21 protein-coding genes, 1 tRNA gene and 1 riboswitch are annotated in these 23,962 nt (G+C 69.7%); of the genes, 10 read left to right on the top strand and 12 right to left on the bottom strand.

The window, feature by feature from the left end:
• Nucleotides 1-6: 6 nt before the first annotated feature.
• The gene (locus JL101_RS03945) at nt 7-642 is read right to left on the bottom strand and encodes a TetR/AcrR family transcriptional regulator (RefSeq protein ID WP_228435272.1); all 636 of its coding nucleotides are present in this window, start codon (nt 640-642) and stop codon (nt 7-9) included.
• A 269-nt stretch (nt 643-911) separates the two neighbouring features.
• On the opposite strand from JL101_RS03945, the gene JL101_RS03940 reads away from it, so the two are divergent.
• Complete coding sequence (locus JL101_RS03940; protein WP_203098418.1) at nt 912-2,174, top strand: DUF4384 domain-containing protein; 1,263 nt, start codon at nt 912-914, stop codon at nt 2,172-2,174.
• Nucleotides 2,175-2,885: 711 nt separating this feature from the next.
• On the opposite strand, the gene JL101_RS03935 is transcribed toward JL101_RS03940, so the two are convergent.
• The 3 genes from JL101_RS03935 to JL101_RS03925 all read right to left on the bottom strand — a co-directional run bounded on the left by JL101_RS03935 (nt 2,886) and on the right by JL101_RS03925 (nt 3,690).
• The gene (locus JL101_RS03935) at nt 2,886-3,212 is read right to left on the bottom strand and encodes a helix-turn-helix domain-containing protein (protein ID WP_203098419.1); all 327 of its coding nucleotides are present in this window, start codon (nt 3,210-3,212) and stop codon (nt 2,886-2,888) included.
• Nucleotides 3,205-3,465, bottom strand: coding sequence for a type II toxin-antitoxin system RelE family toxin (locus tag JL101_RS03930; protein ID WP_203098420.1), 261 nt, complete (start codon nt 3,463-3,465; stop codon nt 3,205-3,207). Before JL101_RS03930 ends, JL101_RS03935 begins: the two co-directional genes overlap by 8 nt.
• Nucleotides 3,466-3,615: 150 nt before the next feature.
• A tRNA-Gln gene (locus tag JL101_RS03925) sits at nt 3,616-3,690 on the bottom strand.
• Between the two features lie 200 nt (nt 3,691-3,890).
• Nucleotides 3,891-3,968: riboswitch (SAM riboswitch) on the top strand.
• A 43-nt stretch (nt 3,969-4,011) separates the two neighbouring features.
• Between JL101_RS03925 and JL101_RS03920 the strand changes: the two genes are divergently transcribed.
• The 3 genes from JL101_RS03920 (at nt 4,012) to JL101_RS03910 (ending at nt 6,611) form a co-directional block, all read left to right on the top strand.
• Nucleotides 4,012-5,073: a methionine ABC transporter ATP-binding protein gene (locus JL101_RS03920; protein WP_202681718.1), complete on the top strand. Its 1,062-nt coding sequence runs from the start codon at nt 4,012-4,014 to the stop codon at nt 5,071-5,073.
• On the top strand, nt 5,042-5,710 hold the full coding sequence (locus tag JL101_RS03915) for a methionine ABC transporter permease (protein ID WP_158043980.1): 669 nt from the start codon (nt 5,042-5,044) through the stop codon (nt 5,708-5,710). The genes JL101_RS03920 and JL101_RS03915 overlap by 32 nt, the downstream gene beginning before the upstream one ends.
• 91 nt (nt 5,711-5,801) lie before the next feature.
• Nucleotides 5,802-6,611: a MetQ/NlpA family ABC transporter substrate-binding protein gene (locus JL101_RS03910; protein ID WP_203098421.1), complete on the top strand. Its 810-nt coding sequence runs from the start codon at nt 5,802-5,804 to the stop codon at nt 6,609-6,611.
• A 49-nt stretch (nt 6,612-6,660) separates the two neighbouring features.
• Here the strand turns inward: JL101_RS03910 and JL101_RS03905 are convergent, their stop codons facing one another.
• The 6 genes from JL101_RS03905 to JL101_RS03880 all read right to left on the bottom strand — a co-directional run bounded on the left by JL101_RS03905 (nt 6,661) and on the right by JL101_RS03880 (nt 14,000).
• A complete protein-coding gene (locus JL101_RS03905; protein ID WP_203098422.1) occupies nt 6,661-7,089 on the bottom strand; it encodes a flagellar basal body-associated FliL family protein in 429 nt (142 codons plus the stop codon).
• 113 nt (nt 7,090-7,202) lie between these two features.
• Entirely contained in the window at nt 7,203-8,087 is an 885-nt protein-coding gene (locus JL101_RS03900; RefSeq protein WP_203098423.1) for a 4-(cytidine 5'-diphospho)-2-C-methyl-D-erythritol kinase, read from the bottom strand.
• A complete protein-coding gene (locus JL101_RS03895) occupies nt 8,084-9,892 on the bottom strand; it encodes a tetratricopeptide repeat protein (protein WP_203098424.1) in 1,809 nt (602 codons plus the stop codon). Before JL101_RS03895 ends, JL101_RS03900 begins: the two co-directional genes overlap by 4 nt.
• Before the next feature lie 62 nt (nt 9,893-9,954).
• A complete protein-coding gene (locus JL101_RS03890; RefSeq protein ID WP_203098425.1) occupies nt 9,955-10,842 on the bottom strand; it encodes a polysaccharide deacetylase family protein in 888 nt (295 codons plus the stop codon).
• 661 nt (nt 10,843-11,503) lie between these two features.
• Complete coding sequence (locus tag JL101_RS03885) at nt 11,504-12,085, bottom strand: DUF882 domain-containing protein (protein ID WP_203098426.1); 582 nt, start codon at nt 12,083-12,085, stop codon at nt 11,504-11,506.
• A 235-nt stretch (nt 12,086-12,320) separates the two neighbouring features.
• On the bottom strand, nt 12,321-14,000 hold the full coding sequence (locus JL101_RS03880) for a L,D-transpeptidase family protein (RefSeq protein ID WP_203098427.1): 1,680 nt from the start codon (nt 13,998-14,000) through the stop codon (nt 12,321-12,323).
• Nucleotides 14,001-14,247: 247 nt separating this feature from the next.
• On the opposite strand from JL101_RS03880, the gene JL101_RS03875 reads away from it, so the two are divergent.
• Nucleotides 14,248-15,444, top strand: a complete 1,197-nt coding sequence (locus JL101_RS03875; RefSeq protein WP_228435271.1) for a pentapeptide repeat-containing protein — start codon at nt 14,248-14,250, stop codon at nt 15,442-15,444.
• 99 nt (nt 15,445-15,543) lie between these two features.
• Entirely contained in the window at nt 15,544-17,547 is a 2,004-nt protein-coding gene (locus tag JL101_RS03870) for a YjbH domain-containing protein (protein WP_203098429.1), read from the top strand.
• A 34-nt stretch (nt 17,548-17,581) separates the two neighbouring features.
• On the opposite strand, the gene JL101_RS03865 is transcribed toward JL101_RS03870, so the two are convergent.
• Entirely contained in the window at nt 17,582-18,040 is a 459-nt protein-coding gene (locus JL101_RS03865; RefSeq protein ID WP_203098430.1) for a hypothetical protein, read from the bottom strand.
• A gap of 105 nt (nt 18,041-18,145) precedes the next feature.
• Nucleotides 18,146-19,132: a zinc-dependent alcohol dehydrogenase family protein gene (locus JL101_RS03860; RefSeq protein ID WP_203098431.1), complete on the bottom strand. Its 987-nt coding sequence runs from the start codon at nt 19,130-19,132 to the stop codon at nt 18,146-18,148.
• Between the two features lie 197 nt (nt 19,133-19,329).
• On the opposite strand from JL101_RS03860, the gene JL101_RS03855 reads away from it, so the two are divergent.
• The 4 genes from JL101_RS03855 (at nt 19,330) to JL101_RS03840 (ending at nt 23,943) form a co-directional block, all read left to right on the top strand.
• The gene (locus JL101_RS03855) at nt 19,330-19,707 is read left to right on the top strand and encodes a hypothetical protein (RefSeq protein WP_203098432.1); all 378 of its coding nucleotides are present in this window, start codon (nt 19,330-19,332) and stop codon (nt 19,705-19,707) included.
• Nucleotides 19,708-20,179: 472 nt separating this feature from the next.
• Nucleotides 20,180-21,352 (top strand): NAD(P)/FAD-dependent oxidoreductase, encoded by a 1,173-nt coding sequence (locus JL101_RS03850; protein WP_228435270.1) that lies wholly within the window; start codon nt 20,180-20,182, stop codon nt 21,350-21,352.
• Nucleotides 21,353-21,641: 289 nt separating this feature from the next.
• A complete protein-coding gene (locus JL101_RS03845) occupies nt 21,642-22,430 on the top strand; it encodes a transglycosylase SLT domain-containing protein (protein WP_203098433.1) in 789 nt (262 codons plus the stop codon).
• A 115-nt stretch (nt 22,431-22,545) separates the two neighbouring features.
• Nucleotides 22,546-23,943, top strand: a complete 1,398-nt coding sequence (locus JL101_RS03840) for a M28 family peptidase (RefSeq protein ID WP_203098434.1) — start codon at nt 22,546-22,548, stop codon at nt 23,941-23,943.
• Nucleotides 23,944-23,962 lie beyond the last annotated feature (19 nt).

The raw sequence follows: 23,962 nt of genomic DNA, 5'->3' as shown, positions 1-23,962 counted from the left end.
CGTCGGTCATGCGCTCAGCCCCCGCAGGACCAGGGTCGCCACGGCGGTCGTATTGTCGTCCAGGTCGTCCAGGGTCCGCTCCAGGATGAGGGGATGCCAGAACGGCAGCATCGTCTGGATGATGGCCCGGCAGGTCTCGTCCAGCGGTGTCTTGCGCTCGAACTCCCCGGCGTCCCTGCCGTCCCCGACCACCTGCCGGACGATGTCCTGCAGGGCGGCCTTGTGGGTCATGGGCGCCTGCCAGTCCTCTTCCACCGCGGCCTGGACGATGTCGTGGAGCTTCCGGTCGTTGAAGAACAGCTCGGCGCTACGCTTGCCCAGCGTCTTGTAGATGCGCCGCAGCCGGTCGGCCGCCAGTTTCGGCTCCCCCGCGATGGCGCGCAGCTCGGCCTCGATGGAGCCGAGGCACCGGCCGCAGACCGCCTCCCCGATCGCCTGCTTCGACTCGAAGAACTTGTAGACGTAGGCGGTCGACAGCCCGATCGCCTTCGCCAGGTCGGCGACCGTGGTCTTCTTGTAGCCGTAGTGGCGGAAATGCTCGTCCGCCGCGGCAAGGATCTGCCCGCGCCGCTCGTGCTCCGCCGGCCCGCGCCGGCCGGACGGCGGCGACTGCGGGCTCTTGTCATCGATCATGCCGGTCATGGTCGCTGGGTTCTCCCGAACGCTCAGAAAGGGCCTGGGCGGCGGGCCGGGGTGGTCGCCGGCCGCCGGCCCGGCTGCTGGCCGTTATGGGTGATGATAGCGTTGATTCGTCACCGGCGCTACCCCGTGACCTGGGCCGGGACTGGGCCGGGATGTGAACCGGTTCATAGCGGGCGGGCCGGATCGGCCTTAACCAATCCCGAACAAGGCGTCCGGGCCCTCGGCCCCGGCTGCGCAGAACGCGGAACTCCGGAACGCGAGGCATCGGGATGGCGACGGCGCGGACTACATCGGTTGGGGTGCCCTCGGTCGGGACGCGGCACCCGGGCGGCGGCCAGGACGGCGCCCCAGCGGATGCCGGGGAGATCCTGAACGCCGTGCTTCTCTCCGCCATGGCAGGCCGCAGGGCCCTGGCCGTGACCGCCGACCGGGAGGACGACGCCGCGCTTCTGGCCCAGGCCGTCGGATCGCGCCTGGAGGCGGCGGGTGCCGTGGTCATGACCGCCGTCGCCCAGGCCGGCACGACGCTGGAGGATCTGCTCGACCAGGCGGCCCCCTCGCGGACCGTCCCGGCCGGAGGGCAGACCGCCGGCGGCCCCGCGGCGCTGGCCTCCCGCTTGCTCCGGGGGGAGGATGCCGGGCTTCTCGTCGTCCTGCAGGCCCATGCTCTGGACGCGGACCTGCTGGGCAGGCTGGTGGCGCTGTCCCAGGCGGATTTGGGAGAGGGCCGCGTGCTCCAGGTGCTGCTGGCCGGGACCGCAGGGTTGGACCTGGATCCGGACGGCCCGGTGTCCCGATGGCATCTCGCCCCGCTGCGGGAGGCGGGCCTTCCGCAGGCATCCCCCGGCGAACGGCCACCCCCGGCCCCTTCCCGTCCGCACCGCCTCCGCATCCCCGCCCTGGCCTGCGTCGCTGCCGCCGCCGCGGCGTACTGGCTTGTCGCCACCGGGCCGGAGCCCTCCCCGGTCCGCCCGGAAGCAGTCCAAACGGCGCAAGCGATACAAGTGACGGAAGCGCCGGAACCGGCGGAGGCGGCTGTCGGCCTGCTGGTTTCCAGCGACCACGGCGCGGCCCCGGTCCTGCCCGCCGGGGAGACCATCGTTGTGCGGGTGGAGACCACATCGGACAGCTTCGTCTATTGCTACTACACGGACGGGCTCGGCCAGGTGGCGCGGCTTTTTCCCAACCGGTTCCAGCCCGACGCCCTGGTTCCGGCCGGCAGGGTCGTGGAGGTGCCGCCGGGACCGGAACGGCCCTTCCACATCCGCCTGGACACGCCGGGACGACCGGAGGTGGTCGCCTGCCTGGCATCCCCGACCGAGGTGGACGGCACCATGCTCGACGGGATCGACGGCGTCCGCACCGACGACCTGCTCCCGATCCCCGGGCTGGAGTTGCAGGATATCCTGGGCGCCTTCGCGAGGCTGTCTGGTCCGGGGGTGGACAGCGACACCATGCCCATCACCGTCACGGCAGCGGCACGCCTTTCCCCCTATCTTCAGAACGCCGGTCTGTCGGCGGGCAGCGAGTAGCCGGGCGGCGGGGTGCCCGCCATGCCGCTCACCCCCTGGGAGCCTGTCAACAAACGTGATCATCCGTTCGCCTTGGTGTGACTGTCAGGAGTTGCCGGCGCGTTCCGGGGATGGGTGCCCGCAGTAATCTCTCCCCCCGGGGATGTCAGCGAACGTCATCATGCGTACTCCTTGGTGTGACTGTCGGGAAGCGCCATAGATGCCCGGGCCACGGGTGCCGGCGGTGGCTACGCCCCACGGGGATGTCAACAAACGTCGTTATGCGTACTCCTTGGCGTGAATGTCCGGCGTTGCCGGAAACGGCACAGGCGACCGTATCGGTGATGGCTAACCCCCTCCGGGATGTCAACAAACGTGGTCATTCCTATCTGGAGACCTTATGTTGCGCAGCCCTCCACCAGCACGCGAGGCATCAGCGTGCGCCGTTGGATGAAGAGAAGGATAGCGGAGTTTTCAAGGTTTTTTGTCCTGATGTTTTCAGGATTGCAATCCTCAATCCCAGCGCGGAGCCGGAATGGATCGCTTCCCAGGACCGGAAGTGGTTTGACGTGGCTGTACTTCTTCTTGAAGACCGCAGCACCGGTGGCATGCCTCAACTCATCGTATTGCCTGAGGGTAGCTCAGGCTTCAGCTAAGACGTGCACGTAGCCGACCAGCGCCACCACTGTACCCCGCCCTATCAGGCGGGCCGCCGCGGACCCTGCTCCGCCGTCACAGGACCAGCCAATCAACGGACGTGTCCAAGGCCTCTGCGAGCGCCTTGTAGGCCTCCACCGACCCGGGCTTCTTGCCCGCCTCGATCTCGGACAGATAACCCGCGCTCACACCCGACTTGGCGGCGAGCGCCCGCAGCGACAGCCCCCGGAACTCGCGCCAGACCCGGATGGCGCTCTCCCCATTGATGATTCGCCCGGCCCACTCCAGCGGCATCGGCTGACCACCGCGCGCGTTCATCGCAGCCAGGATATCTTCCAGGTCCTCGACCCGCTCGGTGAGCGCGTCGTACTCGGCGCGGGAAATGGTGAGCGTCTCAGTCATAGGCTTCTCTCCGGTGTCGAACGCGGTGGACCAGCAGGACAGACACGGTGCCGTCTTCGTTAACGGTGAAAAGGATCCGATAATCCCCTACGCGCAGGCGAAACAGGTCAGACCCCTGCAATGCCTTGACGTTGTTGACCAGCGAAGCGGGGTCGGCGGCGTACTGCTCGATTTTGGAGACGACGCGGGCTCGGTCCGGCGGCGCCAGCGCCTTGAGGTCCTTCGCCGCTTTCGGGAGTATCTGGATCTGCACGGTCGTTCTCCCAAGAATGCCCGATGTTCTCTCATGGAGAATGCCGCGTCAAGCGCAAGTTCTCCAATGGCGAACACCCGCAGGGACCATCGAAGCTTCTTTTCAATTTTCAGGAAACGTTCCGGCGCTTCAGCCTGCGCGCGATCAGGCTGGTTGGGGCGGCAGGATTCGAACCTGCGTATGGCGGTACCAAAAACCGCTGCCTTACCGCTTGGCGACGCCCCAGCCTTGAGGTGGGGCGGACCATAGCCACAAAAGCGTGCTTCCGCAAGCGGCTGCTTGGCACCATCTCCGGGTGCGGGAAGCCCTTGTCCCGAAGAGATTCCGGAGGAATTCCGGAGAGAGTCCGGAGCGGACGCCTGCACAAACCACATGGGAGATGCGTCGGAAATTCCATTTGACGCAACGCAGCATGTGATTATATAGCAATTCACAGCGCCGATTTGAGCACCAGATTGCGGGCGCTTTATAAATGCAGCTAAAGAGCGTGGGGATCCGCCCGGCGTAGCTGCTGTGGGCGGATTTTTGTTTTTGCGGGGTATGGGGATGATCGAGTTTCACGGTGTCGAGAAGGTGTTTCCCGGGCGGGGCGGCGGTCCCGAGGTTCGGGCGCTCGACGGGATCGACCTTTCCGTCGGCCGCGGCGAGATCTTCGGGATCATCGGCCGCAGCGGGGCGGGCAAGAGCACGCTGATCCGCGTGGTCAACATGCTGGAGCGGCCGACCGCCGGGCGGGTCACGGTCGATGGCGTCGACATGGCGGCGCTGGACGGTTCCGGCCTCCGCGCCGCCCGGCGCGGCATCGGCATGATCTTCCAGCACTTCAACCTGCTGTCGTCGCGCACCGTGTACGACAATGTGGCGCTGCCGCTGGAACTGGCCGGGCTGCGCAAGGCGGAGATCAAGGCTAAGGTGGAGCCGCTGCTCGACCTGGTCGGCCTCGGCGACAAGCGGGACCGCTATCCCGCAGAGCTGAGCGGCGGCCAGAAGCAGCGGGTCGGCATCGCCCGCGCCCTGTCCAGCGAGCCCAAGGTGCTGCTGTGCGACGAGGCGACCTCGGCGCTCGATCCGGAAACCACCACGTCGATCCTGCGCCTGCTGGCCGACATCAACGAGAAGCTCGGCCTGACCATCGTCCTGATCACCCACGAGATGGCCGTGATCAAGGAGATCTGCCACCGCGTCGCCGTCATGGAGGCCGGCCGCATCATCGAGCGCGGCGACGTGTTCGACGTGTTCACGGCGCCGCGGCACCCGACGACCCGCAGCTTCGTCTCGGCCGTGGCCGGGGCCGAGCTGCCGGAAACCCTGGCCGCCCGGCTGGTGGCGGAGCCGCTGCCCGGCGGCAACCCGGTGCTGCGCATCACCTTCAAGGGCGCCATGGCCAACACGCCGATCATCAGCCAGATGACCCGGCGCTTCGGGCTCGACGTGAACATCCTGCACGGCCGGATCGACCATATCCAGGGCGCTCCGTTCGGCATCCTGGTGGTCGAGGCGGTCGGCGGCGCCGAGGCGGTGCAGTCCGCCATCTCGTTCATCCAAGTCAACAACCTGTCGGTAGAGGTCCTCGGACATGTCCCCGCAAGTCTACGCGCTGCTGGTTAACGCCACCGTCGAAACGCTCTACATGGTGGGCCTGGCAGCGCTGCTGGGCACCCTGCTGGGGCTGCCGCTGGGCGTGCTGCTGGCGACCACCGGCCGGGGCGAACTGCTCCAGAACGTGGCGTTCAACCGGATCGCCGGCGTGGTGGTCAATGCCACCCGCTCCACCCCGTTCATCATCCTGGTCGTCGCGATCATCCCCTTCACCCGGTTGGTCGCCGGCACCTCGATCGGGACCTCGGCGGCGATCGTGCCGCTGACCGTGGCGGCGATCCCGTTCATCGCGCGCCTGATCGAGGGCGCCATCCGGGAAGTGGACCGCGGCCTGATCGAGGCGGCCGAGGCCATGGGCGCCACGCCGCTCCAGATCATCGCCAAGTTCCTGCTGCCCGAGGCGCTGCCCGGCATCGTGCTGGGCCTGACGCTCGCGGTGGTCAGCCTGATCGGCTACTCGGCCATGGTCGGCGCGGTCGGCGGCGGGGGCCTGGGCGACCTGGGCATCCGGTACGGCTACCAGCGCTTCCTGCCGGAGGTGATGGCCGCCGTCGTCCTGGTGCTGATCGTGCTGGTCCAGATCGTCCAGAGCCTGGGCGACCGCCTCGCCCGCAAGCTCAACAAGCGGGCCATCGGAACCCGCTGATCAAGACGAACAACGAATTCGACAGCTTGAAGTACAACAGCCTGAAGCCCAACAGCCTGAAGCCCAATAGCCTAAAGAAAGTGGGACCCTCATGAACATCCCCTCCGCCAAGATCCTGTCCCGGCGCCTCGGTGCCGCCCTGGTCGGCGCCGCCGCCATCGCCCTCGCGGGTGCTGCCTCCGCCGAGACCGTCCGGGTCGGCGTCTCGGCCGGCCCGCACGCCCAGATCCTGGACGCGGTCAAGCCGATCGCCGCCAAGCAGGGCCTGGAGATCAAGATCATCGAGTTCACCGACTACGTCATCCCCAACGCGGCCCTGGCCGCCGGCGAGATCGAGGCGAACTCGTTCCAGCACCAGCCCTACCTGGACAACCAGGTCCAGGACCGGGGGTTGGACCTGGTCTCGGTCGGCAAGACCGTGGTGTTCCCCATGGGGATCTACTCCAACAAGGTGAAGAGCCTGGCCGAGCTGCCCGAGGGCGCCACCGTCGCCGTGCCGAACGACCCGACCAACGGCGGCCGGGCGCTGCTGCTGCTGGAGGCCGAGGGCGTGATCAAGCTGGCCGAGGGCGCCGGGCTGAAGGCCACCCCGATCGACGTCGTCGAGAACCCGAAGGGCATCCGCATCGTCGAGCTGGACGCGGCGCAGCTCCCCCGCTCGCTGGGCGACGTGACGGCGGCGGCGGTCAACACCAACTATGCGCTGGAATCCGGCCTGAACCCGCTGACCGACGCCATCGCCCGCGAGAGCGCGGACTCGCCCTACACCAACATCATCGCGGTGCGCGAGCAGGACAAGGACAAGCCCTGGGTCAAGCAGCTGGTCGAGTCCTACCACTCGCCGGAGGTCAAGCAGTTCGTCCAGGACAAGTTCAAGGGCTCGGTGGTCGCCGGCTGGTGACCCTCCCGGTAGACAGGCGGGCGGACGGGCGGGTGATCCGTCGGGCGGTTCAGCTCCGCCGGGTCATCGCCTTGACGATGTAGACGGCCTTCACCGCGTCGGCCCCGACCACTTCGCGCAGCAGGGCCAGGATACGGCTCTTCATCTCGGTCAGCGTCTGCGCCGAAACGTTGCTGCTGCCGGGGATCGGCGCCGGCGTGACGCGGGTCAGCAGCAGGTCGCGGATGCGGGGGAGCTGCTCCTCGATCCGGGTCACGGCGGCGGCATCGGTCGCCTGGACATCCAGGACGAGGTCGAGGCGGCCGACCATGCTGCGGTCCTCCAGCAGCAGGGGCAGCGTCAGGTTGGTGATCGGCACGCTGAGCGAGACCGGGCCTTCCTTCTTCTCGGACGCCTGGGCCTCGGATGCGGGGGCGGCGCAAGCCAGGATGCCCGCGAGGACGAGGCCCGCGCGCAGGAACTTCACGAAATCGCTCATGGACGCACCGTCGTCGGAAGGGATCGGGTTACCGGCCCCCTCCATACACCGGCACGGGCTTACCAATCGTGAAGAACCGGGCCAATCGTGAAGAACCGGAAAAGAAAAGCCTCTCAGGCCAGCAGCCCGCCCGCCCGCACCCACCATCCGGGATGGTCGCTCTCCAGGCCGGCGGCCGCCGCGGCGGCTTCGTCCCGGTCGGCATAGAGCGCGAAGCAGGTGGCGCCGCTGCCCGACAGGCGGGCGAGCAGGCAGCCCGGCGTCCGGTCCAGCGCTTCCAGCACCTCGGCGATGGCGGGGACCAGGGTCCGCGCCGGGGCGGTCAGATCGTTGCCCCGGGCGGCCAGCAGCGCCACCAGGGCCGCGGCGTCGGCCGGCGGCTCCCCCTCGAAGCGGGCCGGGAGGGAGAACGGGCCGCTCCGGGCCTTGAACACCGCCGGGGTCGCCAGCGGCGTTCCGGGATTGACCAGCACCACGGCGCAGGACGGCAGCGGCGGCGCCGGATCCACGATGTCGCCGATCCCGCCGAAATAGGCGGGCCTGCCGCTGAGGCAGACCGGCACGTCGGCCCCCAGCCGGGCGGCGATCGGTGCCAGCCGGGCATCGTCCGCGCCGATGGCCCACAGCCGCGCAAGGGCGCGCAGGCAGGCGGCGGCGTCGGCCGATCCGCCGCCGATGCCGGACGCGACCGGCAGGCGTTTGGTCAGGGTGATCGCGGCGCCGGGCTCGTCCCGACCGAGCGCGCGCGCGAGCAGGACGGCGGCCCGGGTCACCAGGTTGTCGCCGGCGGCCTCCCCGGCCAGGGCGGGCGCGAAGGGGCCGTCGATCTCCAGCGTCAGGCGGTCGGCCGGGCGGATCGTCACGGTGTCCCGGATGTCGGCGAAGGCGACCAGGCTGTCCAGTTCGTGGTAGCCGTCGGGGCGGCGGCCGAGCACATGCAGGTACAGGTTCAGCTTCGCCGGGGCGTGCTCGACGATCGAGGATTGGTCGGAGTTCATCGGGCGGCGGGCTGGCCTTGCGCGGGACCCTGGGGAGCCGGGGACTGCGGAGCGGGCGCGTTCAGGTCGGCGGCGGTCTGGTGCCGGGGCAGCCCGTTGTCGAGCTTGGCCTGGATCGTCTTGGCCAGTTCGGGCTCCTCGGCGTTCTGAAGCGCGCGGCGCCACTGGAACCGCGCCTCCGCCCGGCGGCCTACCTGCCAGTAGGCGTCGCCCAGATGGTCGTTGATGGTCGGGTCGAGCGGCTTCAGCTCCACCGCGCGCTCCAGGTGGGTGACGGCGCCGCCGAAATCGCCCAGGCGGTAGAGCGCCCAGCCCAGACTGTCGATGATGTAGCCGTCGGACGGCTTCAGCTGCACCGCCCGCTCGATCATGGACCGGCCGCGGTCCAGGTTCACGCCGCGGTCGATCCAGGAATATCCCAGGTAGTTGAGCAGCAGCGGCTGGTCGGGGGACAGTTCCAGCGCCCGCTGGAGGTCCCGCTCGGCCTCGGTCCAGCGCTTGGTCTTGTCGTAGGAGATCGCGCGCGTGTAGTAGAGCAGCCAGTGGCGCGCCTGCGGCTCGCCCAGCCGTTCCAGCGCCGCGTCATAGGCGGCGATCGCCTGGTCGAACCGCTCCGCCCCGCGCTGCACGTCGCCCAGCTCGATCAGCGCGTCGGCCCGCTCGGGCCGTTCGGCGGCCATGGCGTCCAGCAGGGCCACCGCCTCGTCGGTCCGGCCCAGCTTCTCCAGCAGGCCGGCGCTGCGCAGCCGGGCGGTCCAGCGCAGCCCGTCGCCGCCGCCGACCGCGGAATATTCCGCCAGCGCCGCCTCGTAGCGGGTGCGCTGGGCCAGGATGTCGCCGATCATCAGGCGGGCCAGCGGCAGGTCGGCGCGCAGATGGACCGCGATGCGGCCGTACATCAACGCCAACTCGCCGGCCCCTTCCTGGTTCAGCGCGCTCCCGATGTCGAACAGCGCCTCGGCGATGCCCTGGCGAGGGTCGGCGACGGTCGGCGCGGGCTTCTCGCCGCGCGCCAGCCGGTCCAGGTCGGCCTGGAGCAGCAGGGTGCCGGGATTGTCGGCGATGAATTTCCCATAGAGGGCGCGGGCCTCCTCCGGCCGTCCGGCGCGCTCGAAGAAGCCTCCGACGGTCTGGACGATCCGCAGCGGCGCCCCGGCGCCGATCGCCTTCAGGAACCAGCTCTCGGCGGCGACGGCGTCGCCGGCATGCTCCGCGATCAGGCCGGCGTGGAAGTTGTGGAGGACTGCGAAGCCCTGGGCCTTGGACATGGGTTCCAGCGCGGACCAGGCGGCCGACAGGTCGCCCCGGCCGACGGCGATCCAGGCCAGCATGATCGGTTCGACATAGCGGGCCAGCGCGTCGTCGGTGCCGCCGGCGAGCCGCGCCTGCGCCTCCGCGAAGCGGCCGGCGATCACGTCGTCCGCCGCCAGCAGGGTCGCCGCCAGATGATTGCCGGGTTCCACCGAGGTCAGCCGGCGCGCCAGGTCGGCGGCGTCGCCGATCCGTCCGTCGCCCAGCTGCAGCAGGTAGGTCCGCCGCAGCAGCGCCAGGTTGCCGGGATCGCTGGCGAGCGCCCGCCCCATGAATTCGGCCGCGGCGGCCCAGTCGTCGGTCTGCTGCGCGTGCCGGCCGGCGAGATAGCTGCCGGTGACCGTCGTCACCGCTGCCAGGGTCTCGGCGGACAGGCGGGCATCGGTCCCCGCCTGCGCCGCCGTCGCCCGGGCCGGAAGCCCGCCGACGGCGAGGAGACCCGCGATGGTACCGGCGAGAAAGCCGCGCTTCAGAGCGACGAAGAGAGTATCCATGCCGTCCTCATCCTGCCCCGGCCGAGCCGGTCCACCATTCCTGATGGACTATACCGTAGAGGTCAACTCCTTAAGCCATCAATAACCACGTTGCCGCCCGAGGCCATCGCCTCGATCGGATCGGGGACCGGCTGCACCGCCGTGGCGAAGCTCGACCGGAACTCGGCCAGGGTGGCACCCTCGAACAAAGCGGCGCCCTCGGCGAAGACGGCATCGATGTCGGCGTAGAGCCGCTCGATCGCCTCGGCGTCGCGGAACGTCGGGCTGCCCCCCGGCATGAACTCGGAGGAGTGCAGCATGAATTCCACATGGGCGGCGCCGACCGCAGCCTCGGACCGCACAAGGCTCACCATGTCGGCGCCGTTCCGGCCGTTCGGGCGCAGCCAGTGGTTCTTCATCATCCGGTTCAGCAGGCGGACCGGAAGGCCGCCCTGCTGGAGGTAGCCGTCGAAGACGTCGCGCAGCGCCAGGGGCAGGCGCTTGGACACGGTCATCGGCACTTCGAGAAGCTGCGACTGGCCCGGCCGGCCGAGATCGGCGGGATCGACGAAATAGGGAACGCCGGGATAGCCCTGGTAGTTGGTGCCGCCCTTGCCGGCCGGATTACCCGCGGTCCCCCTCCAGTCCACATGCGGCGTCACCGAGCAGTCGGCCAGGTAGCCCTGGTCGATCAGGATGCCGGCATAGGTCTCGTTCATCGCCCACCGGCCGGCACGGTGGCTGGTGATCGGCGTGTCGAAGACGTCCTGCAGCAGCTTGGTCATGTAGTCGATCTTGGCCCTCATGACCTCGACCGGATACTCGATCAGGTACGGCTTGTACTTGTGGTCGTTCTCGGTGAGCGGCACCGACGGCGGGGAGTCCCACGCGTGCAGGTGCATGCCGATCTCGCCCTGGCCCCGTGCCAGGACGTCCCGGCCGAATTCGACGAAGGCCGGGGAAACGGCCATCTCATGGTTCACCAGGTATGTCGGCTTCAGCCCGTGCCGCTCGCAAAGGTCCTGGAAGCGCGGAAGGTACGTCGCATTGCGCGTCGTGGTTTCACGCGGGCCGTTCCATATGTTGTCGCCCTCTGTATCTATTGTGATGATGAATTTACCCAACGAATGTTCCCCTGGGCTGAAAATGCCTGCCTAGACAACCACGAAAACAGCTTTCTGTCCCCCCTCCATGAGGCAATACATTGCTTTCGTAGGAGGAAATGACCAAGTACCCATAATTTCACTTAAAGCGCCAACGTGGCCCTACCAGGGCCAACAGCCGGAAGAAATTCGGTTACCCCGATCGCCGAAAACGTTTGCTCCCGCTGCTCATGCTTTTTATTTCGGGGGAGCAAGCCACAAAGTTTACTTCGGCCGGAACATAATTTTGATACAAAATATTCCAATACGCTACCGTTCTCTGAGTAATAGGTGGAAAGCACCAAGCAGCATTAGCCTTCGGCGCGACGCGTTCCCCTTGCGCGCGGAACGCGGGCACGGGTCTGCACGAATGACATGAAGCATCCGTCCTCGATTCATCTTTCGATAGAACGGGTTCTATCAGCCAAACACTTGGTTCGATGATGAAAAAAGCGGCAGAACTACTTCGGGTATGCCGCGACCGCCATCGTCACCAGGAGCGGACCGGCCCGACATCCAGATGGACGAAATCGCTTTGGGGATAGAAGCCGACGCCCCCTGCCCGCAGGCGCAGCGCCGCCCGCCTGACCATCCGGGTGTCGGTCCCCGGCACCCGGATGTCGATCGCCATCCCGCGCATGTGGAAACTGCTCCGCGCGACCCCGCCGCCGCCGGTTTCCCGCAGCATCTCGTTGGTTTCGGGCGAGCGGTAGCCGGAGATCACGTGGAGCGGCGCGCGGGCGCCGAGCCGGGAATGCAGCGCATGGATAGTGTCCAGCAGCCCGGGATCGATCGGGTGAACCGCATCGGTGCGGTGGTCCCGCAGGATCCTGTCGATGGCCCGCAGCGCGTCGCGCTGGTAGCGCCCCCGGTTCCAGTATTCCGCGGTGAGCCGCTCGCCGGTGTGGGTGTTCAGGAGCGACACCCGCCGGGGCGGGGCGACCCGGCTCGCGGCCAGGGCCTGCACGGGATCCAGGATGACGGAAGCGGCGGTGGCGACACCGAAGCAGAGGAATGAACGACGCCCGACCATGCTTGCCCGGCCCTGCTCCGCGCGCTCATCCCGCATCATCCCGCCCCCAGCGAAAACACCTGCAAATCCAAATAAAACCCGGCGACCGCATCAATATGTTGGCGCGACGGCCCCAGCATTGCCGGGGCGGGTTAAGCAAAGGTTTACATACACGGGATAAGCCGCTGATACCGCTATATTCCAGCGGCCGCGGAGTGACCATTTCGAGACATGGCGGCGGCGCCGCATCTTCCGGCGCGGGCGGGACGCGCCGGGGCGGCCGGCGCGGGGCCGATCAGTCCACCGCCTGCGCCACGGTCTGCTGGGTCGGCAGCCGCTTCATCAGGGCGTTCATGAAGGCGCCGTCGCGGTCATAGATATCCTCCCGGAACTGGGTCCGGCCGGCGTCATCGACGAAGACGGTCTGGTACGTCAGGTGGACCGGGATCGATTGCCGCAGCCAGACGGTCTTCGTCTCCCCGGCGTCGAGCACCTGCCGGCGCCGCTCTTCCGTCCAGTCCGCCATGCCTTCCATCAGGAACCGGGCCAGGGCGTCGGGGTCGCCGACGCGGACGCAGCCCGACGACAGGCCGCGGGCGTTGCGGCTGAACTTGTCGCGCGCCGGGGTGTCGTGCAGGTAGACGTCGAAATCGTTGGGGAACATGAACTTGACCTGTCCCAACGAGTTCTTCGGTCCCGGATCCTGGCGCATCCGGTAACGGGTGATCCTGGACCCGACGCTCCGCCAGTCGATCCCCCGGGCGTCGAGCTTCCGCGCGCCGGCCGCCCAGCTCTCGTACAGGGTTATGTCGTGCTCCTTCAGGTAGCCGGGATTGCGGATCAGCTTCGGCAGGATGTCGTTGCGGGCGACCGTGGGCGGAATCGTCCAGGTCGGATTGAACACCAGATGGTTGATGCGGTGGCTGAACACCGGCGTCGGCCGCTCCACGGTGCCGACGATCACGGGCATGCGCAGCGGCTCGACCCCCGGCGCCACGCCCTTGAGGGTGTAGCCGGGTATGTTCACCATGACGTGCCGCTCGCCCAGGTCATCCTCCATCCAGCGCCAGCGCTCCATGTTGGCGATGATCTGGCCGACCCGCCGGGCCGCCGGGACGTTGAGAGCCGCCCGCGTCGAGGCGCCGACCACGCCGTCCTGGCTGAGGCCGTTGTAGGACTGGAACCGCTTCACCGCCGCCTCCAGGGGAGCGTCGTACAGCGTGGAGGAGAGGTCCTTGCCGGCATAGTCGCCGGTCGCGGCGAGGCGCCGCCGCAAGGCCGGCACGCCGGCGTCCCGCATGCCCGGCTTCAGCACCGGTCCCTCGCCCGCCGCGGGCCAGCCGCCCGCCGCCGCGACCGTCCGGTACCGCTTCAGCACGTCGCGCAGGGCCGCGTACTGCGGATGGGGCGGCGTGAAGCCGGTCAGGAACGCGGCGAGGTCAGGAGCCGCCAGGGCGGCCCGGGCGATCTCCTGCGGGTCCAGGCGGGGCGGCACCGCGGCAAGCTCCGCGGCGATCTGGCGGGGCGTCAGGCGTCCGGCGCGCAGGTCGACGGCGTATTCCATGACCGCGTCGGTGATCAGCAGGTCCAGTTCGGCCAGCGTCGCCACGTCGGCCATGCCCTGCCGCCGCTCGATCGCGTCGGGATGGTAATGCTGCGGCTCCAGCCCTTCCCGCTCCGCCTGCCGGACCAGCGCTACCAGCCCGGGTGCCGCGGGGGCAAGGCCGGCGCCGTCGGTCCAGGCCGGATCGAAGCCCCTCTCGGCATAGAAGCGGCGAAGCGCGGCAAGATTGCGCAGCCGCTGGCCGTCCACCTCGAGCGGGCCGTCCTTGCTGAGCCGCCGCGCGATCGCGACATCGGCTTCGGTCGCCTCGGCCAGCGCCGGCAGGAACGGCTCGACCGCATGCGCGGGAGCCGCGCCGGGCCAGCCGCCGAGGGCGCAAAGGACCAGGACTCTACGGAGAAGGACTCTCATCGACTTTCCACCACGCCTCTTTCGGGACGACTATACACCTAAATGAAGTGGTAGGCACCTTGGTTCCAAATTTGTCCCGCCCCGCAGCCCGGCGGCCACGGGGCGGACGTCGCGGGCAACCCTGGAGTCATAAGGGTTTATTGTTCTGTAATGAATTACGGCCATCCTGCACGCGAGGCATGAGCGGCCACCAGAATGCTCGCCTGGTGCCACGATCCGCCGACGGAAGATGATGACGCCCGAATTCTTGCAGGATGTTCTGGACAGGCACTCGCGCTGGGTCAGGGGGCTGGCGGGCGGGACCCGCGCCGATCTTTCCTTGTCGAACCTCGAGGGACTGGATCTCTGCCATGTCGACCTGCGCGGCGCCCTGCTGCGCGGCGCCAAGCTTGCCAGGGCCAACCTGGCGGGCGCAAGGCTGTCCGGCTCCGACCTGTTCTGCGTCGACCTGCGCCACTGCGACCTGCGCGGCGCCGATCTTTCCGGTGCCGACCTGCGCGGCGCCCGGCTGCATTCGGCGGACTGCGCCGGGGCCAATTTCCGGGACGCCGACCTGCGCGAGGGGAACCTGATGGCTCCCGCCGACGGCCCGCCGGATCCGCAGGCCAGGCCCCGCGCGCCCTGGCATGGCCTGCCGGTGCCCGCGGGACTGTGCTCGCGGACGGACCTGACCGCCGCGTCGCTGCGCCGGGCCGACCTCACCGGGGCGGACCTGACCGGCTGCAACCTGCAGAATGCGGATCTCAGCGAAGCCAACCTGACCGGCACGAACCTGTCGGAATGCCGCCTGTGCGGCGCGAACCTGGACGGCGCGGCGCTGGCCGGCACCCGGTTCCACAACGCCGACCTGGTCGGCACCCGCCTGTCCGGCTGCGACCTGACCCATGCCGACCTCGCGGGCGCTCATTTCACCAAGATGCTGGACACCCTGGGGCTGGAGATCCAGCGGGTGATCAACAACCACGAGCGCTGGATCGAGAGCGGCGGCGCGCGGGGCGCCCGGGCCGAACTGGACGGCGCCGACCTCAACCGCGTCGACCTGCGCAACGTCAACCTGAGCGGCGCCACCCTGCGCGGAGCGTCGCTGGTCAAGGCCCTGCTGGCGGGCGCCAGGATGATCATGGCCGACCTGTCCGGCGCCGACCTGTCCGGCGCCAACCTCAGCGGCGCCGACCTGTCCGGCGCCAACCTCAGCTACGCCCGCCTGAACGGCGCGGACCTGCACGACGCGCTGCTGTGCCCCGCGCAGATCCTGGACGGCAACGGCAAGCCGAGCGGCCGGATCTGGGCGACGTCGCTGCTGGGGGCGGACCTGCGCCGGGCCCATCTCGTGGGCACGCAGCTGGCCTCGGCCAACCTCAGCGAGGCGAATCTCGACCTCGCCGACCTCGCGGGCGCCGACCTGACCGGCGCCAAGCTGCCCGGAGCGCCTTATTTCCGCTGACCGGGCCGCTGCGGCATCCCGGCGGTTGCAATCGTATTCCGATCGCGTCTAAATGGGAGCAATCCTCAAGTCCGCTCCCGGTCTATGCGCGTGTCGGCAATGGTTCCATCCACCGGGTCATGCCGGCACGGCCTCGTCGGCCTCGGGGCGTTCCTGGCCGCCGCATTGGCGTCCCCCGCCGGTGCCGGCCCCTCGTTGACCGACACCGGCGGGACCGGCCTGCTGCAGGTCCCCGGCGCCCGCATGCTGCCGCCCGACACCTTGGCCGCCGGCGTGGCCTGGACGCCGCTGTACCGGCACGGCTTCGTCACGCTCCAGGCCCTGCCGGACCTGGAGGTGACCCTCCGGCAATCCACCGGGATCGCGACCCATGAGCGTCCCGGCGGGCAGTCGGGCGGACTGGACCTGAAGCTCAGGCTGCTTCGCGAGGATGCCGGCCGGCCCGAGGTCTCGATCGGCGCCCGCGGCCTGTTCCAGACCGGCGGACAGGCGGCCGGCTATCTCGTGATGAGCCGGCGGTGGTTCGACACCGACTGGACCCTGGGCGTCGGCTGGGGCCGCTTCGCGCAGGGGAGCCCGTTCGGCTCCCGCGTCTCGCCGATCGGCGGGGTCGAGGTCCGGACCCCGGTCGACGGGCTGTCGCTGAAGCTGGACTATACCGGCGACCTGCTGCGGGCCGAACGGGCGGCCCACCCCGGCCTGTCCCGCCCGTTCCCGGTGAATGTCGGCCTGGCGTGGCGCCCGCTGCCCTGGATCGAGGTCGGCGCCGGGCTCGAGCAGGGGCATTACGCCATGCTGCGCGGCGCGTTCCTCCTCGACGCCGCCGGGCTGGACCGCCGTCCCTCCGCAGCCCCGCCGGCCAAGGCCGCGCGCCCTGCGCCGGTTGCCCGCCCGGCGCGGACGACTCCGCGCACCGCCGAACGGCGCATCCTGGCGGCGCTCCGGTCCGCCGGGATGGCCGCCCGGGCGGCCAGGATCGACGAAGAAGAAGCGACGGTCTGGCTGGACGAGATTCCCGACGGGCCGCCGGCACGCACGGCCGGTCGGGCGGCCCGGATCATGGCGGCACGCGCGCCTGCGGAGGTCGAGATGCTGACCGTGGTGCTCGGCCCGGCGGAGCTGAACGGGACCGCTGTGTCCATCCTGCGCGCCGACCTGGAGCGCGCGGATCGCCATGCCGGTTCGCCGGCCGAGATCTGGCGGACGGCGGAGCTGGAACGGGCCGGGAGCATCGACGCCCCGCCACGGCCGCCGGGCGAGCGCTGGGACTTCACGCTGACCCCGCGGCTCGACCTGTCGCCCGCCTTCCGCTCCGGGTCGCCGGCCTACCGCGCGACCCTCGACGCGGCGGTGGCGAGCGGGCTGGCGGGCGGGTTCGTCACCGGCGCCGGGCTGCGCTTCAACCTGGGCAGCGATCTGGCACGGCGATCGGCCGGCGGGCGGGACGCCGGCCTGCCGACGGTGCGCGGCGACCTGGCCCGGTACGCCGAGGGCGTCGCGGTCACGGCCGACCACCTGTACACCGCGTGGCTGTGGAACCCCGTCTCCGACTGGCACACCCGCCTGTCCGCGGGACACCTGGACGAGATGTTCGGCGGCTGGGAGGCCGAGGTGCTGTTCCGGCCGTTCGGCGCCCGCTGGGCCGCCGGGGCCGATGCCGACCTGGTGGCGAAGCGGGTACCCGGCAACCTGCTCTATTTCGAGGCGCAGGGCTACGCCTCGGCCCATGCCAGCGTCTATTACGAGAGCCGCGACGGCCTGACCCATGGGACGATAAGGGCCGGCCGCTACCTGGCGGGCGACCTCGGGGCGACGCTGGAGCTGAGCCGCGCCTTCGAGGGCGGCGTGCGCATCGGGGCCTATGCCACGGTCACCGACGCGGGAACCGGGGCGATGGACCAGGGGATCAGCATCCGCATCCCGCTCGGGCTGCTGCCGGGCCCCCTGTCCGGTTCCGGGCGCGGGCTGGCATCGGAAGTCGCGGTCAGGTCCCTGGGCCGGGACGCCGGCCAGCGGGTCGACCAGCCCCTGCGCCTGTACGACCTGACCGGAGGCTCCGGCGTCGGCCGGATCATGGGAACCTGGAACCGCCTGCTGGAGTGAGCCGGCCGGACGGCGGCGCCCCCCGGGGAACCGCCTATTGCTGGACGGTGACCGCGCCGGTCGCGGGATCGATCACGACGTTGATCCAGACGCCCTCGACGGTCCGCACCTCCGCCGCGTAGTTCTCGCCGATCTTGCGGAAGTTGCGCATTTCCGCGAAGCCCATGCCGCCGAAGCGGTTCAGCAGGCTGGTCTGCACCAGCTCCATCTCGCGCTGGTCCCTGCCCATGCGGTCGGTGACGGACGGGCGCCCCTGCTCCAGGCTGAGCTGGGTCCCGGACGAGGCGCCGGAAGAGGGAGCCATCGGAGCCGCCGGCGGAGCCTGGGTGCGGCCGGTGGCGGTCGGCTGCATCTGGCGGTTGGGAGTCGCCGTGACGGCGGGCGCGGACTGCTGGGCCGCCAGGGGTCCGGCGGCGCCGAGGATGGCGGCCCCGAGGATCACGGCACGGAGCATGACGGGGATCGCCACGACCGGAGCGCGGTTCGTCTTCATGATGGATTCCTCCTCATTTCTTTGCGACAGGCTCTATGCACCGGGGCGGAGGGCCGGAACGGCCCCGGACGCTGCCGGAGATCCCGCCCCCCGGATCCCGGTACGCTAGCCGCCGAGCAGGACCTTGCCGGGACGGCCGGAAGACTCCGCGGCAAGGACCGCGTCGCGGATATCGGCCAGATCATAGACGGCGGACACCGGAAGATCGATCTCCCCTTGGGCCAGCAGGCCGAACACCTTGGAAATCGCGGCGCGGCGCGCTTCCTCCGGCGCCGTCCGGGCCCAGTCTGCCAGCCAGAAGCCCCTGATCCGCAAGCTCTTGAAGATCATGTCGGTGACCGGGACCGGAATCGGCTCGCCGGACATCAGGCCATAGACCAGCATCGTGCCTCCCGGCGCCAGCGCGCCCGCCGCCGCCGCCCCGACCGCGCCGCCGACCGCCTCGATCGCGCCGTCGGCGCCCCGGCCGCCGGTCAGTTCCAGCACGCGCCCGCGCAGGTCCTCGTCGGCGGTCGAGACGACGGCGTGGGCGCCCAGCGCCATCAGCTCGTCGGCCTGGGCCGCCCGGCGCACGGTGCCGATCACCTTGAACCCGAGGCGCCGGGAGAGCTGGATGACGATGCGCCCCAGGGCCGAGCCGGCCGCCGTCACCAGGACCGTGTCGTCCGGCTTGAGCTTCAGCTCCTCCACCGTCATGAGCCATGCGGTGACCGGGTTGACGAAGGCCTGCGCCGCGACCGGGTCGGGCATGGCGTCGGGGATCGGGAGCAGCGCCGCCGCCTTGACGCAGGCATATTCCTGCCAAACCGGGCTCCCCAGCGGCATGACCCGGCTGCCGACCGCCGGGCCGGTCCCTTCCCCGACGCCTTCGCCCAGTTCCTCGACCACCCCGACGCCTTCCATCCCGGCGGTCGCCGGGAGCTGCGGCAACTGGCCGTAGAGGCCGCGGACCTGGAGCAGGTCGGCCGGATTGATCGAGCGCAGCCGGAGGCGCACCAGCGCCTCGCCGGGGCCGGGCCGGGGTTTTTCCCGCTCCTGCAGGAAAAGGACATCCGACGGCTCGCCGAAGCGCTCGTATCGAATACTTCGCATGGCCTGGCTTTCTCTGTTGGGGTTGATTCCAATACGTTAACGACGACGGGCGAAAGCGGTTGCGAGTCGTTCGGGAGTACCGCCGCCGTTTCCGCAATTTCGGCGAGTCCTTGGGGGAACACAGCGGCATGGCCGGCGTTAATCAGCCGAATGGGCAGGATTGCCCTGTCCGGGCGGACACTGAGGAGCCCCCACCGATGAGCATCAGCGAGCGTGCAGACATCCACAGGATGGCCACGAAGATCGCCTTGTCGTATGCCCGATCCCACAACGAGACGTTCGACGCCTTCCCGCAGCTTTTCCGAACCGCCTACCACGGGCTGCTTTCCTGCGCAGAGCCGCCGCAGGAAGCCGCCGTTCCGGCGCGGAGAACCGCCGGCCCCGCCAAGGCGGCACCCGCACGGACGCCGGTCCCGGCAAGGCCGGCGCCGGCCCGGGTGGCGGCCCCGCCCAAACCCCAGGCGGTAGCCAAGGCCACGCCGCAGCGCACCGGCATGAACGGGACCGGCCGAGGCCGGCCGACCTGGACCCCGGCCAATGCGCTCGGCAAGGCGAAGGCTGGCACGAGGCGGTGAAAAGAAAATTTTGAACCGCCAAGGGAACGTGAAGCCCGCAGCCAATGTTAACCGGGTATAACTTCGGCAGTCGCTGGATCAGGGTCGGAGGTTCAATAGTTCTCCGACTACCGAGGATAAAAGCGGAAGGTATCGACCGTGGATCCTCCATCCTTGATCGACACGATTGCCGTCGTACCGTGGATGACGGTCTGGATCGGCGTCGCCGGACCGTCGTTACTGCAGTACCCGGCGCCGGGTCCGGACGAAGTGGGGTTCGGGCCGTTTCTCTATCCCAATGCCTCTCGATGTTTAGCCTCGCACTGGCAAGGGCGGTGTCCCCCGAAGGGGACGCCGCCCTCTTTCTTGGGCGCGTTCGTCGGAGCCATGGACGTGCCCCGTCGTCGCGCGGCATAGTGACCGCTGGACAGATTGGCGGACGGGGCCGGCGCGCAGGCGGGCCGATCCGCGGGTTTCAGCGATCAGTCAGGTGATGATGAGCGAAATTCAGCCGAACCGCGCCCTGGACGGCGTGGCCCCGGAGAGAGTCGATTGCGTGGTGATCGGCGCTGGAGTGATCGGGCTGGCGGTGGCCCGCCAGTTGGCCCTGGCCGGCCGGGACGTCGTCCTGCTGGAAGGGTCGGACTGCATCGGCAGCGGCACCAGCTCCCGCAACAGCGAGGTCATCCATGCCGGCCTCTATTATCCCAAGGGCAGCCTGAAGGCGCGGCTGTGCGTCCGGGGCCGCGACGCGCTCTACGCCTACTGCGCCGACCGGGGCGTTCCCCATCGCCGCTGCGGCAAGCTGCTGGTCGCGACCGACGAGGGCCAGCGCGGCAAGCTGGCCGAGATCGACGCCAAGGCGCGGGCCAACGGCGTGACCGACCTGGAATGGCTGAGCGCCGCCGACGTCGCGGCGCTGGAGCCGGCGCTGCACACCGTCGGCGCCCTGCATTCCCCGTCGAGCGGCATCGTGGACACCCACGGGCTGATGCTGGCCTACCAGGGCGAGTTGGAGGACCATGGCGGCATGGTGGCCTTCAACAGCCCGGTCGCCGGCGGGCGGGTCACCGACGACGGCATCATCATCGAGACGGGCGGCCCGGAGCCGTTCCGCCTGATCGCCAACCTGGTGGTCAATTCGGGCGGGCTGTTCGCCCAGGAGATCGCGCGGTCGATCCAGGGCATCCCGGCGGACTCGATCCCGCCGATCCACTTGGCGAAGGGCAATTATTTCTCGCTCGCCCGGCGGGCGCCGTTCAGCCGGCTGATCTATCCGGTGCCGGAACCGGGCGGCCTGGGCGTCCACCTGACGCTCGACCTGGCCGGGCAGGCCCGGTTCGGACCGGACGTCGAATGGATCGACCGGATCAACTACGACGTGGACATCCGCCGCGCCGACAAGTTCTACGGAGCGATCCGCCGCTACTGGCCGGACCTGCCCGACGACGCGCTCCAGCCCGGCTACGCCGGCATCCGGCCGAAGCTGGTCGCGGCCGGGGTGGCCGACGCCGATTTCATGATCCAGGGACCGCGCCAGCACGGCGTGCCGGGGCTGCTCAACCTCTACGGCATCGAATCGCCTGGCATCACCGCCTCGCTCGCCATCGCGGCGGAGGCGGAGGCGGTCCTGCTGGAGCGCGAGACGGCTCCCCTCCAGGCTTGATCCGGCCCGGCCCGCCAGCAGGGCCGCCCCGCTTCGCCGGGTATCGACCGGAGAAGCGGGGGCGGCCATGGCGGGCATCGGGGTGAACCGGATGGGCTTCCCGATAGCCGAAAGTTGCTCTTGGGCGACGAGACGCCCTGTGTTACTTCGAACAGGTCAGTCTTGATCAAATGAAAGTCGCTCGGCAATGAAGGCAATCCGACGAACGTTGATTATTTTCGGCCTTTGCTTCAGTACTATTCCCGCATATGCCGCAACGCCGGATCGCACTGTACTTGCCCTTGAGACCTTGGCCAATTCCGGAAGCACCCGGGCCCAGTTCGAATTGGGCCGGCGGTTCGAAAACGGCGTCGGCGTCGCCCTGGATCATGGCCGGGCCTTCAGCCTGTACTGCCAGGCGGCGGCGAAGGGGCATCCGATCGCCGCGTACCGGCTCGGCCAGTTCTACCTCGCCGGCAAGGGCGCGCCGCGCGACCAGGCCATGGCGGCAGCCTGGGTCCGCCGGGCGATCGAGCTTGGCCATATGGAAGCCCGCGAGCTGATGCCAAAGGTGGCGAGCGTCAAGCAGGTCCAGGCGCCGGGCTGCTACGTCCCCGGCGTCCGCGGCGCCGGCCACCTGCCCGCCCCGGCCAAGATCGAGAAGATGGTGCGGTCGATGGCGCCGGGCTACGGCCTCGATCCCGACTTCGTGCTGGCGATCATGCAGATCGAGTCCGGCTACCGCGCCGACGCGGTGTCGCCGCGCAACGCCCAGGGGCTGATGCAGCTGATCCCGGACACCGCGGAGCGCTTCGGGGTCAAGGACCCGTTCGATCCGAAGGAGAACATCCAGGGCGGAATGCGCTACCTGCGCTGGCTGATGGCCTATTTCCGGGGCGACGTGGCGCTGGTCGCCGCCGCCTACAATGCCGGCGAGGGCGCGGTGGAGCGGTACCGCGGCATTCCCCCCTACCGCGAGACCGAGGCTTATGTGAAGCGGCTGAGCGGCGTCTACCCGCGCAAGCGCCATCCCTACGAGCCGAGCATCGCCAAGGCGTCCGGCGTCTTCGCCTCCTCCGAGGTGGCGGAACTGGACTGATCCGCCGAGTCGCCCGGGATTGGGGCGAAACCAAGGTATTTCCCTTGCCAAGCGGACAATCCGCGTCGCGGCCCTATGTATCCGATCGTGCCTTCCCGAACCTGGAGCAGATCCGATGCGTGATGGAGCGTCGCCGTGGATGTCCGCCGCGCGCCATGCCGTCCTGGCCGGTGCCCTGTGCCTCGCCGCAGTCCCGGCCGTCGCGGACGTGGCGGCCACCGAGGCGCTCCGGAACGCGGTGACGGAGGACGGCCTGCTGGGCCATCTCCGCTCGTTCCAGCGGATCGCCGAGGAGAACGGCGGCAACCGGGCCGCCGGACGGCCCGGCCACGAGCGCTCCGCCGACCATGTCGCCGCCCTGCTGGAACAGGCGGGATACACGGTCCGCTTCGAACGGTTCGAGTTCCCCTTCTTCGAGGAGACCGCGCCGCCCGTGCTGGCCGCGCCGGGCGTCGCGCTGGAGCGGAACCAGGTCCGAACCCTCGCCAATTCCGGCAGCGGCGACGTGACCGCCCGCGTGGTCCCGCCGTCGGGCTCGTCGCTCGCCTGCGAGGCGTCCGACTTCCAGGGCTTCACCCGCGGCGCCATCGCCCTGGTCCGGCGTGGCACCTGCACCTTCCAGACCAAGGTCGGCCATGCCGCGGCGGCCGGGGCCAAAGGCGTTGTGATCTACAACGAGGGCACGGAGGGGCGCACCGGCGCCTTCCGTGGCCAATTGGGCGATCCGGCGCCGGTCCCGGTGGTCGGCGTTCCGGCGGAGATCGGCCTGAGGCTGCGCGAGGCCCGGCCGGAGGTGCGGCTGGCGGTCGATGCCCGCACCGGCACCAGGTCGAGCCGCAACGTCGTGGCCGACGGGCCGGAGGGGACCACCGGCAACACCGTGCTGGTCGGCGCCCACCTGGACGGCGTGCCGGAAGGGCCGGGCATCAACGACAACGGCAGCGGCGCCGCGGTCGTGCTGGAGACCGCGCTCCGCATGGCCGAACTGGGCGGCGGAGAGCAGCCGGCCAACCGGGTCAGGTTCGCCTTCTGGGGCGCCGAGGAGGTCGGGCTGGTCGGCTCCCGCCACCATCTGCAGTCCCTGCCGGAGGAGGAGCGCGGCAGGCTGGCCGCCGTGCTCAACTTCGACATGCTGGGCTCGCCCAATCCCGGCCGGCTGATCTATGACGGCCCGGCCGCGATCGAGCGGGTGTTCAGGGACTATTTCGCCGCGATCGGGCTGGAGGCGGGGTCCACCCCGATGCGCGGCGGATCTGACCACGCGCCCTTCGCCCGGGCGGGCATCCCGACCGGCGGGCTCTATACCGGCGCCGGGGAGATCAAGTCGGAGGAGTCGGCCGCCCGGTTCGGCGGCACCGCCGGACAGCCGTTCGACCCCTGCTACCACCAAGCCTGCGACGACCTGACCAACATAGACGCCGCCGTGCTCCACCAGATGGCCGACGCCGCGGCCCATGCCGTCCTCACGCTGGCCCGCGATCCCGAGGCCGGGAAGGAGCGCGAGCCCTCGTGAGCGGCACGGTTTTGTTGAT

This window comes from Skermanella rosea (genome assembly GCF_016806835.2).
In the GTDB taxonomy this organism is placed as follows: domain Bacteria; phylum Pseudomonadota; class Alphaproteobacteria; order Azospirillales; family Azospirillaceae; genus Skermanella; species Skermanella rosea.
Note: the sequence above shows the minus strand (reverse complement) of the source record. Positions and strands in the feature narration are given on the sequence as shown.